Annotated in this window: 14 protein-coding genes; 12 read left to right on the top strand and 2 right to left on the bottom strand. The window is 39.9% G+C overall.

Features of this window, described 5'->3' with window-relative positions; genetic code table 11:
* Positions 1 to 584 precede the first annotated feature (584 nt).
* From J7R05_RS00070 to lpxK, 7 genes are all read left to right on the top strand, one after another.
* Entirely contained in the window at positions 585 to 1418 is an 834-nt protein-coding gene (locus tag J7R05_RS00070; protein WP_208540673.1) for a patatin-like phospholipase family protein, read from the top strand.
* Positions 1419 to 1515: 97 nt separating this feature from the next.
* The gene (locus J7R05_RS00065; protein WP_208540672.1) at positions 1516 to 2847 is read left to right on the top strand and encodes a TldD/PmbA family protein; all 1332 of its coding nucleotides are present in this window, start codon (positions 1516 to 1518) and stop codon (positions 2845 to 2847) included.
* A complete protein-coding gene (locus tag J7R05_RS00060) occupies positions 2834 to 3640 on the top strand; it encodes a 3'(2'),5'-bisphosphate nucleotidase CysQ (protein ID WP_208540671.1) in 807 nt (268 codons plus the stop codon). The genes J7R05_RS00065 and J7R05_RS00060 overlap by 14 nt, the downstream gene beginning before the upstream one ends.
* Before the next feature lie 44 nt (positions 3641 to 3684).
* Positions 3685 to 3927: a DUF4170 domain-containing protein gene (locus J7R05_RS00055; protein ID WP_010703331.1), complete on the top strand. Its 243-nt coding sequence runs from the start codon at positions 3685 to 3687 to the stop codon at positions 3925 to 3927.
* A 72-nt stretch (positions 3928 to 3999) separates the two neighbouring features.
* Positions 4000 to 4755, top strand: coding sequence for a lysophospholipid acyltransferase family protein (locus tag J7R05_RS00050; RefSeq protein ID WP_208540670.1), 756 nt, complete (start codon positions 4000 to 4002; stop codon positions 4753 to 4755).
* A gap of 7 nt (positions 4756 to 4762) precedes the next feature.
* Positions 4763 to 6085, top strand: a complete 1323-nt coding sequence (gene waaA, locus J7R05_RS00045) for a lipid IV(A) 3-deoxy-D-manno-octulosonic acid transferase (protein ID WP_208540669.1) — start codon at positions 4763 to 4765, stop codon at positions 6083 to 6085.
* A complete protein-coding gene (gene lpxK, locus J7R05_RS00040; protein ID WP_208540668.1) occupies positions 6075 to 7094 on the top strand; it encodes a tetraacyldisaccharide 4'-kinase in 1020 nt (339 codons plus the stop codon). Before waaA ends, lpxK begins: the two co-directional genes overlap by 11 nt.
* 27 nt (positions 7095 to 7121) lie before the next feature.
* Here lpxK and J7R05_RS00035 read toward each other — a convergent pair whose 3' ends face one another.
* A complete protein-coding gene (locus J7R05_RS00035; protein ID WP_078689392.1) occupies positions 7122 to 7364 on the bottom strand; it encodes a DUF2093 domain-containing protein in 243 nt (80 codons plus the stop codon).
* A gap of 114 nt (positions 7365 to 7478) precedes the next feature.
* Positions 7479 to 9317 (bottom strand): DNA mismatch repair endonuclease MutL, encoded by a 1839-nt coding sequence (gene mutL, locus J7R05_RS00030; RefSeq protein ID WP_208540667.1) that lies wholly within the window; start codon positions 9315 to 9317, stop codon positions 7479 to 7481.
* A gap of 332 nt (positions 9318 to 9649) precedes the next feature.
* On the opposite strand from mutL, the gene J7R05_RS00025 reads away from it, so the two are divergent.
* The 5 genes from J7R05_RS00025 to J7R05_RS00005 form a co-directional block, all read left to right on the top strand.
* Entirely contained in the window at positions 9650 to 10738 is a 1089-nt protein-coding gene (locus J7R05_RS00025) for a 2'-deoxycytidine 5'-triphosphate deaminase (protein ID WP_208540666.1), read from the top strand.
* 89 nt (positions 10739 to 10827) lie between these two features.
* On the top strand, positions 10828 to 11979 hold the full coding sequence (gene lldD / locus J7R05_RS00020; RefSeq protein ID WP_208540665.1) for an FMN-dependent L-lactate dehydrogenase LldD: 1152 nt from the start codon (positions 10828 to 10830) through the stop codon (positions 11977 to 11979).
* 657 nt (positions 11980 to 12636) lie between these two features.
* Positions 12637 to 13491, top strand: coding sequence for an outer membrane protein (locus J7R05_RS00015; RefSeq protein ID WP_208540664.1), 855 nt, complete (start codon positions 12637 to 12639; stop codon positions 13489 to 13491).
* A gap of 501 nt (positions 13492 to 13992) precedes the next feature.
* The gene (locus J7R05_RS09605; protein ID WP_208540663.1) at positions 13993 to 14154 is read left to right on the top strand and encodes a phage tail protein; all 162 of its coding nucleotides are present in this window, start codon (positions 13993 to 13995) and stop codon (positions 14152 to 14154) included.
* A 772-nt stretch (positions 14155 to 14926) separates the two neighbouring features.
* Positions 14927 to 18185, top strand: a 3259-nt coding sequence (locus J7R05_RS00005; protein ID WP_208540662.1) for a right-handed parallel beta-helix repeat-containing protein, incomplete at its 3' end; no start/stop codon positions are given.

Below are 18185 nucleotides of genomic sequence, written 5' to 3'. Positions count from 1 at the left end.
TATTTTTTAATGGATAGAACTTAGTGTGGTGGTGATTGATTGTTAGTAAGTGTATGAAATGTCGCCTTATTTTAGAGAGTGCGTTTTCTTTAATAGTTTAAAAGACGTAGATATGATGAACGATTACTGCTAAAATGAAAACAAATGTGCTTTCAATTTCCCAAAAAGGTACGCTATTTTAATAATATATCATAGTAACAATCGTTACATACATAGGGTGTTTTCTATGGCCTCTGTTTAAGGTAAAAATAGTTAATAGGTATAAGTTAGAGCAAGTAAACTTAGACAATAGAAGTGCAGTTGGTTTTTATGTGATACAAAAATATAATGGCACTTTCTGACATTATGGTAAAGTATATGAAGACTAAGATTGGGGATTGCTGATTAGTTATATACAGATGCACTAAAATATAATCAGTATTGTTATATTTGATCAAGTCAGATCAATTGCTGAAGATTTTAAAATAAAGGACTGACGTTGGTAGTTGTTATTAAAGAGTTGATCCAATATGGATAGCACGAATCATAGGAGGTTGTTGCTTTATATTTGCTTAGAAATCGAAGAGTAAAAGAGGCAAGATAAAATGAAAATTGGTTTAGCGTTTGGTAGTGGGGGAGCGCGTGGTTTTGGTCATCTTCCGGTTATTGGAGCGCTTGAAGATTTGGGTTTAAAACCAAGTGTTATTGCTGGGTCTTCCATTGGTTCGATTGTGGGTGCGGGTTTAGCTGCTGGAATGACACAAGCTGATTGGGAGGATTATTGTCTTTCAACTTTTTCTCATTCGGATAATGCTCTGCGTCGTTTATGGTCTTTGATGCCTCTTTCATGGAAAGAGCTATGGGAATGTGGTTTGCGTTTTTTGCAATTTAATTTGGAGTCTATTTTAGAGAATTTTTTACCTCGTGATTTTCCACGAGATTTTTGTGTTTTAAAAGTTCCTTTTTGTGCTGTGGCTACAAATTTAAAAACAGCAGAAATGGCTATTATTCAAGAAGGAGATTTGCGTTCGGCTTTAGCTGCTTCCTCTGCTATTCCTGGTTTGTTTAAGCCAGTTTTGCGTAACCATATTTTGTTGGTTGATGGGGCGGTTTGCAATCCGGTACCTTTTGATTGCTTTATTGAACCAGTTGATCTTTCAATTGGTGTTGATGTTATCGGGCCACCAATAGTTGATTGTAAAAATGGACATGTTTCGGTTGCAGAAAGCCTTATTGCTGCAAGTGTTGTAGGGCAACAGGCGCTTGTTGCAGCACGTTTGCGGTTTTCAAACTTGGATCTTTTATTACGGCCTCCTATTGATGGGATTCATATTTTAGATTTTCTTGAAGCCAAAGAAATTTTACAACGTTTAGAACCTTTTCGTGAAAAAGCTAAGAGAGAAATTTCTCAATTAATTGAAAATTCAATGGTGCATTAATAATGCATATTTGGCTATGAATATATAAAAATGATGTTTTGTATGATTTTGTTAATGATTTATCATTGTAAATGGTAAATATTTGAAGGAGCTGATAATGACTGTCGAAGAACAAATTGATAAAGCCGTTTCATTGATTGAAGCGGCAAAGCGTTCTGGGGCAGATGCTGCTGATGCTGTTATTGTCCATTCACATTCTGTTCGTGTATCGGTTCATCTGGGCAAAGTTGAATCGACAGAAGCTTCAGAAAGTGATGATTTTACATTAAGAGTTTTTGTTGGGAAAAAACTAGCAAGTGTTTCTGCTAATTTGGCATCATATCCAGAAAAATTAGCAGAACGTGCTGTTGCAATGGCTAAAGCTTCACCTGATAATTTGTTTGAAGGTTTGGTAGATAAAGGATGTTTAGTCACTCATCCTAAAGATCTTGACCTTTTTGATGATTTTGTTCCGCAAAGTCAGTTTTTAACAGAAGATGCTTTAAAAATGGAAGCAGCAGCTCTTGATGTTAAAGGGGTCAACAATTCTGGTGGTGCTACAACGGCTTACGGCAATAGTGGGCTTGTTCTTATAACCAGCAATGGTTTTTGTGAGGCGTATCGTTCTAGCTGTTTTTCACGTTCTTGTAGTGCACTTGCTGGTGAAAGTACAGCAATGGAACGAGATTATGATTATACAACTTCTTTACATTTTTCTGATTTGGAAGATGCAGAGGTTATTGGAAAAAATGCAGGATCAAGAGCAGTTCGGCGTTTAGGAGCAGTTCGTGCAGCTACTGGGGTAGTTGATGTTATTTTTGATCCGCGTGTGGCTCGCGAAATTGCTGGGCATATTGCATGTATGGTTAATGGAGCATCGGTTGCTCGTAAAACAAGCCTTTTACAAAATTTACAAGGGACAAGGGTGATGAAACCTGATGTTAATGTAACAGATCAGCCTTTGAGATTGCGTGGAAATGCTTCTCATCCTTTTGATGGTGAAGGGGTAGAAGGGCAAACATTGAATATTATTGAAAATGGTGTTTTAAAAACTTGGCTTCTTTCATCATCAGCAGCTCGTGAATTGGGGCTTGAAACTAATGGGCACGGTGTACGTTGCGGATCGTTTATTCAACCAGCGAGTACTAATTTTGCTATTGAACCAGGTTTAGCATCACCTCATGATATGATAAAAGCTTTACGAAATGGTTTTTATGTTACAGAATTGTTTGGGCATGGGGTTGATTTTGTTACCGGTCAATATAGTCGTGGTGCTTCCGGTTTTTGGATTGAAAATGGTGAAATCGCTTATCCAGTGAGCGGAGTAACTTTGGGCTCTGATTTGCTTCATATGTTAGCGCATTTAACACCGGCCACTGATATTGATCGACGTTATGCAACAGCTTCTCCAACATTGTTAATTGAAGGAATGACACTTGCAGGAAAATAACGCGCATTATCATTCTGACCTTAATCTTTTGCTTGATGTTTGTCGAGAAGCGGGGGATTTAGCGATGAAATATTTTGGGTATGAGCAAGAAGTTTGGATCAAAAATGGTAATTCACCGGTCAGTGAGGTGGATTTCGCGGTTGATCACTTTTTGAAGGAACAACTTCTTAAAGCGCGACCAACTTATGGCTGGATTTCAGAAGAAATGGAAGAAAATCAAAAACGACAGGTTTATGAACGCTATTTTATGGTTGATCCCATTGATGGAACGCGTGGTTTTCTTTCTGGAAATGTTTATTGGTGTATTTCGGTTGCCATTGTTGAAAATGAGCGTCCTGTTGTGGGTGTTTTGCAGTGTCCGGCTAAAGGTGATGTTTATGCTGCTGCCATTGGTCAGGGGGCGACGTTAAATGGTATAAAGTTGCCTCGCTTAATGTCGTCTTGTGTTAATCGGAAATATAGAATTTCTCTTGATCAATCAGTTGCTCAAAAATTACCGTGCGATTTTTTAAATCAGGTTAGTTTTTTTCGTTATATTCCCTCTCTTGCTTACCGTATTGCCCTTGTTGCTCAAGGTGAGATCGATCTTGTGTTGGTTGGACCAAATTGTCATGGTTGGGATATTGTTGCTGCTGATCTTATTTTGCAAGAATGTGGTGGATGTTTTATATCATTTGATGCACCTTTTATTTCTTATAGAATTGAGCCTTGTCAATATGGCTTTTTAATTGCCGGTGAAAATAATTGCTGTCAGAATATGATAGATGTTGTTCGTCAAGCAAAGTTAGTTTAACCAAATGAACATAAGACTAAAAATTTAATGATACGGAGGCAATAATGAATGAAACCAACAAGAAAAAGCAATTATTGCACCTTGTATTTGGTGGGGAATTAAAAAATCTTGATGATAATCAATTTAAAAATATTAATGATTTGGATGTAGTGGGTATTTTTCCAGACTACCAATCAGCTCATGCAGCATGGCGGGCAAAGGCGCAAAGTAGTGTAGATAACGCATTACAACGTTATTATATTGTGCATTTGCACCGACTTCTTGATCCTGAAATAAGTGATGCATAATTTAAATATTCAAACATTATTTTTCGGCTACAATAAAGCAGTCAGATTAAATTAACTGGATTTGACATCAAGATGAGTGAAATAATTCAAAAGAAAAAGGATAGTGTTTTAAAGCGATTTTGGCAAAAAAATCGTCATTCATTAATGAAAACGTGGTTTGTCCAAGTTTTTGTTGTATGGTTATTGGTGAACTATTTACGTTTTGTTTATTGGACAAATCCGCGGTTAAAAAGTTCAGATGATCTTACAAAGACATATAATGCTCATAATCCATTTATTATCACATTTTGGCATGGGCGCCATATTATGGCGCCTTTTCTGCGTTCTCGAGATGAAGTGGTTATGGCTATGTTTTCTCGTTCTGCAGATGCAGAAATAAATGCGCAATTAGCAAAAAAATTGGGGCTTGAAGTTGTACGTGGTTCGGGGGGGCGCGGTCAAACGCATCACGTAAATAAAGGGGGCGCGCAGGCGTTGTTAACGCTAAAAAACGCTCTTAAATCTGGAAAAACGGCAGCTATGATTGCAGATATTTCGCATAAAAAAGCACGTGAAGCTGGGAGAGGAATTATTTTATTAGCTAAATTATCTGGTCGTCCTATTATTCCTTGTGTATATGCTTTTTCAAGAGAGAAAATTCTTGAAAAAACATGGGATAAAACTGCAATTCCACTCCCTTTTGGGCGTTCAATTGTTCTCGTTGGGGAGGCATTTTTTGTTTCTAAAGATGCAAGTGATGCTTTGCTAGAAGAAAAACGCATGCAATTAACAGATATGATGAATCGCTTAACAGATGAAGCTTATAACCGTCTTGCAATAGGTGAGTAAGGTTTAGATGATAGACTTAAAAGCACGAATAGCTCTTTCAATTTATCGAATAGTTGGTTCTTGTTCGCGCCCTATAGTGCCCTTTTATTTATTTTGTCGTACTATGTGTGGAAAGGAAGAACGGGGCCGTCAGAAGGAACGTTTGGGTAAAAGTCATAAAGCGCGTCCTCAAAGTCCATTGATTTGGTTTCATGCGGCCAGTATTGGAGAAACACTTTCTCTTTTCCCGCTTATTAATTATATCTTATCTTTAAAAATTAATGTATTGTTGACAACAAGTACTGTGACATCTTCCACTCTTGTGAAAAAGCATTTTGGTGATCGGTTAATTCATCAATATGCTCCTTTGGATTTAGAATCGGCTGTATGTCGTTTTATTAGCAATTGGAAGCCTGATTTAGTCTTGACTTGTGAATCAGAAATTTGGCCTTTGCGTATAAAAACACTTGCTAAAATGCGTATTCCACAGATTCTGGTTAACGCACGTATGTCTGAACATTCTTTTAAGGCGTGGCAAAAACGATTACCCCTTGCTAAGCACATTTTTAAACATATTGATATGGTTATTTGTCAAAGTCAAAAGGATATAGCTTATTATCACGCGCTTGGGGTAAAGTCTGTTGCGCTTTCTGGTAATCTTAAAACTGATGTTGTTCCGATTGTAAACCAATCGTTGGTTACACGTTATTGTAATGCTATTGGCAATCGTCCAGTTTGGGCTGCTATTTCAACCCATGAAGGGGAAGAGAAGATAGTTTTTGAGGTTCATAAAATTCTTAAAAATTATTGGCCAGATTTATTAACAATCGTTGTTCCGCGTCATCCTGAACGTTCAGAAGATATTATCAAGGCATGTAGTGATAAAGGCTTGCATTTTGTTCGTAGAAGCAGGCATGCTGTCCCGGATGCAAATACAGATATTTTACTGGGAGATACAATTGGGGAAGTAGGGCTTTTTCTTCGCTTATCGAAAGTTGCTTTCATTGGTAAATCGTTATGTGGTTATGGTGGTCATAATCCATTGGAATTGGCTTTGCTTGGTGTAGCTATTTTAACGGGGCCTCATGTCGCAAATTTCCGAGATATATTTGAACATTTTTTATCTCGTGATGCAGCTTTTGTGGTTGAAGATACTGCACAGCTTGCACTTCAAGTACAGAAGCTTTTAAAAGATGAAATATTGAGGCAAGAAATGGCTAATAAAGCTTATGAAATAGCAACAGATATGGCAGGTGCACTTGAGCGCACATTAAAGCTTCTTGATCCATTTTTACAGCCACTTGTAATGCAGACGAGTTTAAGTCAGTGTCGGAGTGGGTATGCTTATTAGAGCTCCCCATTTTTGGTGGAAAAATAAAAGCATTTTACGTTTTTTATTTACACCCATTGCTAAAGTTTATGGCTATTTTTCACATTGTCGTATGAAAAGACAGCCCTGTGTTATTGATTTGCCAGTTTTGTGTATTGGCAATTTTACATTAGGTGGAGCGGGCAAAACACCTGTTGTGATTGCTTTTGCCAAGGTAGCCAAAGAGCTTGGTTTTGTTCCTGGCATTGTGTCGCGTGGTTATGGAGGGACGGCTAAAGGTGTACGTCTTGTTAATGAGAAATATGACAATGCACGTGATGTTGGAGATGAGCCGCTTTTACTTGCACGTTATGCTTTGGTTGCAGTATCGCCTGATCGTTATGCGGCGGCACAACGCCTTAAGGAGGAGGGCTGTGATCTTATTTTGATGGATGATGGGTTTCAAAGTCGTCGCCTTTATATGGATTATGCATTACTTGTGGTGGATGCAATGCGTGGTTTTGGAAACGGGGCTGTTTTTCCAGCAGGGCCCTTGCGTGCACCATTAGAAACTCAGTTTTCTTTAATGGATAGCGTTTTAATCATTGGTCATGCGGCTTCTCATAATGATGTGGCTTTTTTAGTAGCAGTTTCTGGAAAACCCTTGCATTATGCTCGTTTTAAACCCTTGGTTACTGATGAGGTTGCTGGAAAATCTTTTTTAGCATTTGCTGGTATTGGAAACCCAGATAAATTTTTCAAATCCATTAAAGAAATGTCTGGTCATGTTATACAAACTCATTCTTATCCAGACCACTATTTTTTTACCAGTACGGATTTAAAGAACCTTGCACAAGAAGCCAGAATTCATAATTTGTGGCTGGCTACAACTGCTAAGGATTATATTCGCATACAAGCGAATGGTTTGCAAAAGGAATTAAAAAATCTTACCATATTTGATGTTGAAGTCGATTTTGTTCAGGCAGATTTTTGCCGTATATTGCTTGAAGAGGTTATGACCCGTTTTAGGAAACGTAAGCATTCTTTTTAATCTATATTTAAAGCGCTAGTTTCTGCTTTATGGGTTTTCATTCGCTATTTTTAATAATTGGCGAAGATGTGGATTGCATTCAAGTTCACGACGATAGGACAATTCACAACTAGCATATGCTTCTTGACGATGATGATTCCAGTATTTTAGGTCATCTATAGGGATTTTTTGTCCGCTGACAGCACAAAGAGTATAGGTTCCGTAGTTCACAATTTTGTATCCATTACTAGAATACTGAATAGTTGCTTCACGTTCGTTATTAGAAAACATTCTCTATGGACCCTTTCTATTCTTATAAGACATATAAAGTGCCATAAGATGCTTTCTTTATAAAGTCGAGAGTGAATTAAAATATTTTTTCAGGTTAAAATAGTGAGTGAGATTTTATTTTCTTCCAAAAAGACGTTCTATATCGGCTAGTTTGAGCTCAATATAAGTAGGGCGACCATGATTACATGTGCTCGAATTAGGTGTTGCTTCCATTTGCCGTAAAAGAGCATTCATTTCTTTAGGATGCAAAAGGCGTCCTGAACGTATTGAACTATGACAAGCCATGGTTGCTGCAACATGATTGAGCATTGCTTTTAAATTATCTGTGGTATCATATTCAGACGCTTCATCGACAAGGTCTTTGATAAGAGCTTGTGCATTGATTTCCCCTAACATGGTAGGTGTTTCACGCACTACGATTGCCCCTGATCCGAATGCTTCAATTCCTAAACCAAATTTTTGCAAAACATCTTTATGTACTAAAAGACACGCTGCATCTTCTTCAGAGAGTTCTACAATTTCAGGAATAAGCAATAGTTGTGAAGGCAATGGTTTGGAGTAAAGTGCATTTTTAAGGGCTTCATAAACCAATCTTTCATGGGCAGCATGCTGGTCTACAATAATCAAACTATTTTTGGTTTGAGCGACAATATAGTTTTTATGAATTTGTGCTTTTGCAGCGCCTAATGGATAGTATAATTCTTCTGATGTAGAGGTATTTACAAAACCTACGTCACTACTAGGTGTGTTTACATACTCTATCATAGGGGTGATATCTTCTCTTAACCCAGAAAAGTCGGGAATATCTACTGGTTTATGATCTGCTGATGTAGTTCCTGGTGCAACATACTGTGGTTGTGTGCTGTAAGAAAAGGGCTGATGAGGGCTTCTAAAAGTTTTGAATGATTGTCTTTGAAATGCAGCTAACATCGCTTTAGAGCCTGTTGAACTAGGGCGAATGCCAGTCTGGCGTAATGCCTCATGAATGGCTCCAATAATTAATCCGCGAATTAAACCGGGGTCACGGAATCTTACATCAGCTTTTGCTGGATGCACATTGACATCTACATCAGCAGGGGGCAAATCAATAAAAAGAATGGATACAGCATGGCGATTTGGAGCCATAACATCGGTGTAAGCTCCCCGGATTGCTCCCGATAAAAATTTATCACGCACTGGGCGCCCATTAACATAGACAAATTGATGAAGGCTATTACCACGATTGAAAGATGGCAAACAGGCAAAACCAGTTAAACGAGCTGTTTCACGCTCAGCATTTAGTGTAATAGTGTTGGAGCCAAACTCTTTTCCCATAATCTGTGTAATACGTTCTAATTGCCCTTGGGTGTTGTTTTCAGTTGCGGGTAATTCTATGAGAGTTCGGTCTTTACCAGAAAGAGAAAAACGGATATGTGGAAATGCGATAGCAATTCGTTTAATCATATCTGTAATAGCGTTCATTTCAGCGCTATCAGTTTTCATGAATTTTAGCCGTGCTGGTGTCACAAAAAAAAGGTCACGAACTTCAACAGTTGTCCCAGAATTGGCAGCAGCAGGTTTTGGTCCTTCAATTTTTCCTGCTGTAACGATAATTTCAGCGGCGCTATCAGCGTCTTGTGTCCGTGAAACGAGTTTAAGTTTAGCAACAGAACCAATAGAAGGTAAGGCTTCTCCTCGAAACCCAAGGAAGCAAATATTATGTACATCATCGACAAGTTTAGATGTGCAATGACGAGAAATCGCTAACGTTAATTGATCTTTTGGGATACCACAGCCATTATCACTTACTCTTATAAGGTTTTTTCCACCGTTTGCTGTAACAATTTCAATACGAGTTGCTCCTGCATCAATAGCATTTTCAACAAGTTCTTTGACAACATTAGCTGGCCGTTCAATAACTTCACCGGCGGCAATTTGGTTAATAATGGTTTCGCTGAGGTGGCGTATGATCATAGTTTAATTTAACAAGGTTCGTTTTTATTGTATAGAAAGAGTAATATTCACTCAGTACTTAAGAATGAGAGAAAGTTGAAAATAATATTTTAAGAATGGTTCTGTTCACTTTCAATGGAAGAAATAATACATAACTGAAATGTTCAAGGTCTCTACTCTTAGATCACACTTTACCAAAGACTGTTCTATCTTTATAGTTTTGAATTATATTAATTGCGATTATAAACCAGTTAAATACATCGGTAAAGAATGAGTTTATTATTCTTAACAAAACTTACGATAACTAATGATCTAGGTCAAAAAGAGGCAAATAGAAATGAAAGGCAGGATATATGGTGTGCACGAACGGTATTCTCGCAGATAGTGATATACAAGCTTTAATTGATAGTAGCGTTCTTAAAGCTATTTGCCCATTTGATGCCGATCAAATACAGCCTGCGAGTATTGATTTACGTTTGGGAAAAAAAGCATATCGTATACGTTCTTCCTTTATGCCAGGGCTGGGTACAAAAGTTTTTGATAAGCTTGAACGGTTAAAGTTGCATGAATTTGATTTGCAGGAAGGAGCAGTTTTAGAAACCGGTTGTGTTTATATTGTTCCTCTTTTGGAAAATTTGGATTTGCCAAACATTTTTTCTGCGGTCGCTAATCCTAAAAGTTCTACGGGACGGTTAGATGTTTTTACACGTGTGATTACAGATAATGCTCAAGAGTTTGATAAAATTTGCGCAGGTTATCATGGCCCACTTTATCTTGAAATTAGTCCACGCACATTTCCGATTTTAGTACGTACAGGTTCGCGTTTATCACAGCTTCGGTTTCGTAAGGGGCAAAGCTATTTGAATGGAATTGAGTTACATGCTTTGCATAGAAACGAAATGCTTATATCGGATGATTTTCCCAATATTAGCGACGATGGTATTGGGCTTTCTGTTAACTTGAAAGGAAACGAAGAGGGGCTTGTGGGTTATCGTGGTAAACATCATACGAGTGTTATTGATGTTGATCAACGTTGTGTTGCTAATGTTTTAGATTTTTGGGAACCTATTTATGATTGTGGTGAAATGGAATTGGTTCTTGATCCTGATGAGTTTTATATTTTAGTTTCCCAAGAATCTATCCATGTTCCACCGCTTTATGCTGCTGAAATGACACCATTTAATCCCTTAGTTGGTGAATTTAGAGTACACTATGCAGGTTTTTTTGATCCAGGATTCGGGCATACTCAGGCAGGTGGGAAAGGAGCCAGGGCGGTTTTAGAAGTACGTAGCCATGAGGTTCCATTTATTTTAGAGCATGGTCAAATGATCGGTCGTTTGGTATATGAGCATATGCTTAATCGACCGTCACTTCTTTATGGGCATGATATTGGTTCACATTATCAAGCACAAGGATTAAAATTGTCTAAGCATTTTAAATGAGTTTGAAAATACAGATTTTGATCAAATATATAAGTTCATTTTTTGAGGAAACAGCTTTGGTATTTCATATATAGAAAAAGGATATCGCTGTGATTATTTCTTCAACTTTTGATTATCGCAAAGCAGCAAAACGTCGGTTACCTCCCTTTTTATTTCACTATATTGATGGTGGGGCTTATGCTGAAGAAACGATGCGGCGTAATTGTAGAGATCTTCATGCACTTACATTACGTCAGCGGATTCTTAAGCATGTTGGAGAGGTTGATCTTTCAACTCAGATTTTTGATCAGATATTGAGTATGCCAATTGTTCTTGCACCTGTTGGGTTAACTGGTATGTATGCGCGTCGTGGTGAGGTAAAAGCTGCACGTGCGGCTATTGCAAAAGGTATTCCTTTTACTTTATCCTCTGTTTCAGTTTGCTCTATTGCAGAGGTACAGACAGCAGTTGGAAATGCATTTTGGTTTCAACTTTATGTTCTTAAAGATCGTGGGTTTATGCGTGATGTATTAGAGCGATCTTGGGCAGCTGGTGTACGTACGTTGGTTTTTACAGTTGATATGCCAGTTCCCGGTGCACGTTATCGTGATGCTCATTCGGGGATGTCTGGGCCTTATGCTAAGTTACGCCGTATGTTACAGGCTGTTGTCCATCCTCACTGGGCTTGGAATGTTGGTGTTATGGGGCGTCCACATGATCTTGGAAATGTTTCTACTTATCTTCAAAAGAAAATTAAACTAGAAGATTATATTGGTTGGCTTGATGAAAATTTTGATCCATCGATTGCTTGGCATGATTTACAATGGATTCGGGATTTTTGGAAAGGACAAATAATTCTGAAAGGTATCCTTGATCCAAAGGATGCACGTGAAGCAGTGCAGTTTGGTGCTGATGGTATTGTTGTTTCTAATCACGGTGGGCGTCAACTTGATGGAGTGCTGTCAACTGTGCGAGCGTTGCCGGCAATTGCAGAGGCTGTAAAAGGTGATTTAACTATTTTAGCTGACTCTGGTGTTCGCTCTGGTCTTGATGTTGTACGCATGGTGGCACAAGGGGCGGATGCTGTTATGATTGGCCGTGCTTTTGCTTATGCGCTTGCTGCGACGGGTGAGAAAGGTGTTGCTCATCTGCTTGATCTTTTTGCTAAAGAAATGCAAGTGGCTATGACATTGATTGGTGCTTGTGCAATAAAAGAAATTACACGTGAAAATTTAATCAATGCAGATATTTATAAGGATTGATCAATGCAAAAACATGCTATGCTATTTTCTTGGAAAGAAGGGTAATTACAAGGAAAATATAATTTATAGAGTAAGAATAATTTATATCGCTTTATTTTTTAGCGTCTGCAAAAATGCTAATGCTTTTTTGTTTTTGTATCAATATTTTAAAATATATCATTCTTCCACGTAAACGGTAAATTAGTTCATAATTTTAGGCTGGAAATCAAGGTGCGTTTTTATCTAATATGTAAGATGTTTAAATAGATTCCTTAGGTTTTTATATTCAATATTGAAACAATTTTTGCCTAATAACGATTTTGTAAATCACTGTTGAATGCTATTCGATAAACAATTTACATTATGACTCTATAAAGGATAGGGCGGTGGCGTTTAACAATGTAAAGCTTTCTCTACACAGGCAAAATTTACACAAAGCGTAAACTCACATACAGATGAGTTGTGTGTGAAAAATTCTACTTATTACACTGAATTAATATCACCGACAAGTTTTGGGCAAGTATAAAGATGTTAAGATGCTTGATAGTTGCTTGTCTTTGATTTGTGAAAAGGGCTTATGCTTTAATTTCTGTCTATACTTGTTCATTTTTACTACAGTTCTTTTGAAGGGTAATGTAAGACTATTTGTTAAAGCTATCGTAACTAAGGAGGAAATTTATGTACATGAAATATTTAATAACAGTATCTGTTTTTGTTTTGCTTGCAACTTCTACGGTACAAGCAGAAAATGGTACAATTCCTCAGGGATCAATATCCGTTACACCATCAGTTATTGTTACTCCTTCTTTTTCTTGGACAGGTTTTTATCTTGGTGGTCAGATTGGTTTTTTTTCGAATAAAATTGATCTAAGTTCAGGTCATTTTAAAAATGATGATGTTGAAAAATGGGCTTTGATTAGGAAAGATTTTATGCCTAAACTTTCAGGGTTTGTTGGAGGTTTTTATGCAGGTGCCAATGTTATTCTCGGGAATAGTTTTATTCTAGGTTTTGATACGGATATGGTTTTGTCTGATAAAAAGGACATAAAAACTGTTAAAATAAACGATTATAGTCAAAATGAAGAGTTAAGAAATAAAAACGTAGCGGGAGATTCTGAAGGGATGGTTGCTCCTGGTATTTATAATGAAAACGTTGTTTCAAAGATTAAATTTGCAACTTATAATCATACTTTAAAACAGAAATGGGCTGGTGCTACACGGATACGTGTCGGTTTTACAGCTAATCGTGTTATGCCTTATATCGCTGGTGGTATTTCTTATACGCAGCTTCAAGATGTTTTATTGAGGTCGAGTGAAGAACGAGGTCAAATAGTGGATAAAACGGTGAAAGAAGCAAGGACAATGATTGGTTATATTTTGGGTGCTGGTATTGATTTTGCGATGATTGGTAACACTATTTTGCGTACAGAATACCGTTACTCGGATTTTGGTAAAAAACAATTCGCAAAGAGTGGAGTTGAGCGTAGCTACAAAACTAATGATTTCCGCGTTGGTATAGCTTATAAATTCTAATGTTTATGATGTTAAGTTATAAAAAAATTTATTAAAATAGAGTTTTTTGATCAATTATACATTGTAAAGCATCGTTTTGGTGGAGAAGGTTAAACTATTCGCTTAATTGAATTTTGACAAGTTTTTGTGTTTATAATGGTAGTCCTACTAATCTAGGTTTATTGTGAATAGTAAAAAACGATATCAATCACACTAAATACAGTTTCTCTATAATGACATATAAGAATAGTATTATTATACGTTTTAAAGCAAGTGACGTAAACGTTAGCACTTCAACAGTAACTGTTAGTAATTTGAATGAGAGATCTATTTTATAAAAAACCGATGCAGGTGTTACTACCCTTAGAAGGTGGTGAGCTGCAAAAGGGCGGAATTTATGAACTGGTCTATAATAAGGCACATTAATAAGAAATCTTGCTGATTGGTATTTATTAAACCCAATTCCCCAAAACACCTCCTAAGATAAAAATTTTTCCAGCTGGGTTTATTGCGATATTTGCTATGCAAGCATTACCAAATGATTGGTTTTTGTGTGATGGTGTAAGTTATGAGCGCAAAAAATATCCTCGGTTATTCAAAGCAACATGTGAGCATTGGAGGATAGATAGCGATACCACTTTTAAAATTCCCGATTTTAGGGGAGGTGTTTTTACGCGGTTTTGATGATGAACGCGGTATAGACCAAGGTAGGAAAATTTGCCGAGAAGCAGCAAGATAGCTTGAAAGCGCATACGCGTATGTGCACCGTTTAATCAGCAGGAGCACATACGCAGGGTATACATATTCTGTGGTGGAATGTGATAGTTTTGTTTTTATTGGCCAAAACCAGACTGTAACAATAAATAGACCCAAGTGACAATAGCCTCATCTGGTACACACATAGTGAAACGATTTCTTCAACAGGTGCGCTAGAAACACGCCCTATTAATACAACAGTTGTTTACACCATAAAATCATAAAGTTTTTAAAATGATCAATAATCCATCGGCAATTGGTGAGATTGCCGATACAGGGCAGATTTGTGTTCTTTACTCAAACAACATCACTACAACACCCAACTCTATCACAAAAAACACCTTACCACTAAATAACTACCTTCCATACTCTCTTGCCAAAACTTATTTCAAATCACTAATTCATCCAAACAAACTCTTCAAACATACTACTCCTTTACTTTCCTATTCAACCTACCATTCATATCACACACAACCTTATTTTATAGTTTATACTTATTTATGTTTTCAGGTATGTTTTTTTTTGCATTGTGTGTGAGTGTTTTGTTTATTTTTTCTTGTTTTGAGTAGAAGGCCTTCAGGGGGATTTTGTTTAGGGGTTTGAGACGTTCAGGTATGATTTTGTTTTGATTTTCTTTTTTTTAAAGAATAGTTTTTCTCTTTTAATCTGAAAGGTTTCAAGAGCATAGTGGGTTATGGTTATGCGTCGTGTGTTCAATCATCATGTTTGTTTCTGTGTGTTATCGACAGCTATTCTAGCTGGTCTTGCTCTTATGACTTCTCAGAATAAAGTCTATGCTCAGGCACAGAATTGTAAGGGGTTGGGTGGTGATAAGGATAGTGCGTTTGATCCAATTGTGTGTGATGGGACGACAGATGGGAGGGGGAGTGGGGGGGGGCCGGCGAAGAGTGGGGAGTGGGGGGTGCTGAGTGGTGAGAATCGAAATATAGATATGAGTAAGCACTCTGATAAGGCTGCTGTGACGGTAACGGGGCCGAGTACAAATATTACGATAAAGAGTGAGCTGAGGGTTACGAATAAGAGTGGTAAGAATACTACAGCGATTAAGGTGGAAAAGGGAGGGAAGTTGGCATTGGTGGGGGGTGTTGATGTTACAGATGTGAAGAAGGGGATAGTGGTTGATGGTAGAGGGTCTTCTGTTATGGTTGTTAAGGGGACGATTGGGGTGAGGGCAGGGAGAGATGCAGGTCCTGTGATTGAGGTAAGTAATAATGGGAAGGTGATGTTGAATGAGTGGGTGACGGTGGGGACGGTTAGTGGGAATGTAAATGGGGAGGTGGTGATTAATAATGGGGGGACGGTGACGTTGGATGGGCAGGATTTTAAGAATGTCACGACGGGGATAAAGATTAAGGGGACGACGGGGATAGCTACTGTAAGAGGGAGGGCGACGATTAATTTAGCAAGTAGTGGGACGGGGTTGGAGGTGGAGGGGACGGCTAATGTGATGGAGCTTAATATTAATGGAAGTGGGGGAAAGGGGACGGGGGTGGTGATTAATGGGAGGACGGCTAATGTGACGTTGAATAGTGTGACGATGAAGCAGCTTGAAACGGGGGCAAGGGTGACGGGGGGGAATGCGACGGTGATGATGATGGGTGGATCGATTACGGTTGGGGGGAATGGGACGGGGCTGGATGTGTCGGGGATGAATGCGACAGTGACGATGATGGGGACGACGGTTACGGGAAATGGGAATACGGGGACGGGGGTGGAGGTGACGGGGATGAATGCGATGGTGACGATGATGGGGGTGACGATGAAGCAGCTTGAAACGGGGGCAAGGGTGAGTAAGGGGACGTTGAGGTTGAATGGGGATTCAACGATTGATGTTACGGGGAGTGGGTCGGGGGTGAGTGTGTCGGGGAGTGGGACGTTGATGATGAGTGGGATGACAACGATTGAGGTTGCGGGGGTTGGGATGGGGCTTAATGTGGATGGGGGGACGGTGATGGTGACGGGGACGACGACGATTGAGGTTGCGGGGGGTGGGACGGGGATATATGCGAAGAGTGGGACGTTGATGATGAGTGGGATGACAACGATTGAGGTTGGGGCAGGAGGGAAGGGGTTGGAGGTGACGGGGGGAGAGGTGACGATGATGGGTGGGATGACGAAGATTACGGTTACGGGGGATGGGACGGGGATGTATGTGACGGGGGGAGAGGTGACGATGATGGAGGGTGGGAGTTTGACGATTACGGGAAATGGGAATACGGGGACGGGGGTGGATGTGAAGGGGGGTGCTAATGTGACGTTGACAAGTGTGAATATTTCAAAGTTTGCAACGGGGATAAATATGACGGGTGGGACGTTGATGGTGGAGGGGGGAGAGATTGGGTTTACAGGGACTTATGGGGTGATGGTGGGGGCAGGGGTGACAAGTGCTACTTTGACGGATGTGGAGATTACGGGAAGTGGGAATACGGGGACGGGGGTATATGCGATGGGGGGAACGGTGACGATGACTGGGGTGGGGATTTCAAAGGTTGAAACGGGGATATATATGGAGGCAGGTGAGAGCTTGATGGTGAGGGATGGGGAGATTCGGTTTACAAAGGATTATGGGGTGTATGTGGGGGAATCGGTGACAAGTGCTAGTTTGACGAATGTGGAGATTGTGGGAAGGGGGAAGGGGTATGGGGTGTTGATGACGGGGAGTACGGTGAAGATGACGAAGGTGAATGTTTCAAATGTTGAGAGGGGGATAGCTATGTCAGGAAATGGAACGTTGATTGGGGTGAATATTTCACAGGCTGGAATGGGGATATATGCGATGGGAAGTGGAGAGCTGAAGGTGGAGAATGGGGAGATTCGGTTTACAAAGGATTATGGGGTGATGGTGGAGGGAGGGACAGCTGAGTTGACGGGCGTGACGATTGAGGGAAGGGGGGGAAATGGGGTGGGGATGAGTAAGGGGATATATGTGGGGAAGGGGAGCTTGACGTTGACTAGGGTGGGGATTTCAAAGGTCCAAATGGGAGTGGAGATGAGGGCAGGTGAGAGTTTGACGGTGAATGGGGGGACGATTGGGTTTACGGGCAAGGATGGGTATGGGGTGTATGTGGGGGAAACGGTGAAGAATGCTAGTTTGACGAATGTGAGGATTGAGGGAAGGGGGGGAAATGGGGTGGGGGTTTGGGTGATGGGGGGAAAGGTGGTGATGACAAAGGTGGGGATTTCAAAGGTTGAGAGGGGGATATGGATGGAGAAAGGTGAGAGTTTGACGGTGGAGGATAGGACGAGGATTGAGTTTACGGGGAGTGATGGGTATGGGATATATGTGGGGGGTGGGGTGACAAGTGCTGAGTTGACGGGTGTGACGATTATGGGAACTGGGAAGGGGGATGGGATATATGCGAGAAGTGGGGATTTGACAGTTAGTGGGGGGGCGATAAAGGAGGTGGAGAGGGGGATAGCTATGACGGGGGGTAAGAGCTTGACGGTGAAGGATGGGACAAGGATTGAGTTTGTGGGGAATTATGGGGTATATGTGGGAGATACAGGGAGGGCTGATTTGACGGGCGTGACGATTACGGGAAGTGGGAGTGGGGGTGGGACGGGGGTTTGGGTGGAGGGGGGAAAGATGGTGATGGATAGGGTGGATATTTCAAATGTTGGAACGGGGGTGGTGATGTCGGGTGGAGCGATGTGGTTGAAAGAGACGCATTTGAGGAATGTCGCAAAAGGTATGACTATCTCAAAGGGGGTTGTGCGCATGGAGGGAGGATCAGTAGAGTTTAAGGGAGAGCATAGTATCAGTTTTATAGGGGGATATGCTGCTTTAAGGAGGGTCAATATGACTTATACAAGTGATGGTCTTAATGCTAACTTCATCAAGGTTGAAGGGGGAAAAGTTCTGGCAGAAAACCTTACAATCACAGGAAATGGAGGTAAGGGGCAGGGTGTCAAGGTAGCAAATGGAGGAACTGTGTGGT

The sequence above is a fragment of the Bartonella capreoli genome (assembly GCF_902813205.1).
GTDB classification, from domain to species: Bacteria; Pseudomonadota; Alphaproteobacteria; order Rhizobiales; family Rhizobiaceae; genus Bartonella; species Bartonella schoenbuchensis.
The sequence above is the reverse complement of the archived record's forward strand: the minus strand, read 5'-3'. Positions and strand labels throughout refer to the sequence as shown.

Excerpts from the sequence above, each read along its gene's own strand:
- J7R05_RS00070 (WP_208540673.1), top strand. The coding sequence starts at position 585 with ATGAAAATTGGTTTAGCGTTTGGTAGTGGGGGAGCGCGTGGTTTTGGT.
- J7R05_RS00065 (WP_208540672.1), top strand. The coding sequence starts at position 1,516 with ATGACTGTCGAAGAACAAATTGATAAAGCCGTTTCATTGATTGAAGCG.
- J7R05_RS00055 (WP_010703331.1), top strand. The coding sequence starts at position 3,685 with ATGAATGAAACCAACAAGAAAAAGCAATTATTGCACCTTGTATTTGGT.
- J7R05_RS00050 (WP_208540670.1), top strand. The coding sequence starts at position 4,000 with ATGAGTGAAATAATTCAAAAGAAAAAGGATAGTGTTTTAAAGCGATTT.
- waaA (WP_208540669.1), top strand. The coding sequence starts at position 4,763 with ATGATAGACTTAAAAGCACGAATAGCTCTTTCAATTTATCGAATAGTT.
- lpxK (WP_208540668.1), top strand. The coding sequence starts at position 6,075 with ATGCTTATTAGAGCTCCCCATTTTTGGTGGAAAAATAAAAGCATTTTA.
- J7R05_RS00035 (WP_078689392.1), bottom strand. The coding sequence starts at position 7,364 with ATGTTTTCTAATAACGAACGTGAAGCAACTATTCAGTATTCTAGTAAT.
- mutL (WP_208540667.1), bottom strand. The coding sequence starts at position 9,317 with ATGATCATACGCCACCTCAGCGAAACCATTATTAACCAAATTGCCGCC.
- J7R05_RS00025 (WP_208540666.1), top strand. The coding sequence starts at position 9,650 with ATGGTGTGCACGAACGGTATTCTCGCAGATAGTGATATACAAGCTTTA.
- J7R05_RS00015 (WP_208540664.1), top strand. The coding sequence starts at position 12,637 with ATGTACATGAAATATTTAATAACAGTATCTGTTTTTGTTTTGCTTGCA.
- J7R05_RS09605 (WP_208540663.1), top strand. The coding sequence starts at position 13,993 with ATGCAAGCATTACCAAATGATTGGTTTTTGTGTGATGGTGTAAGTTAT.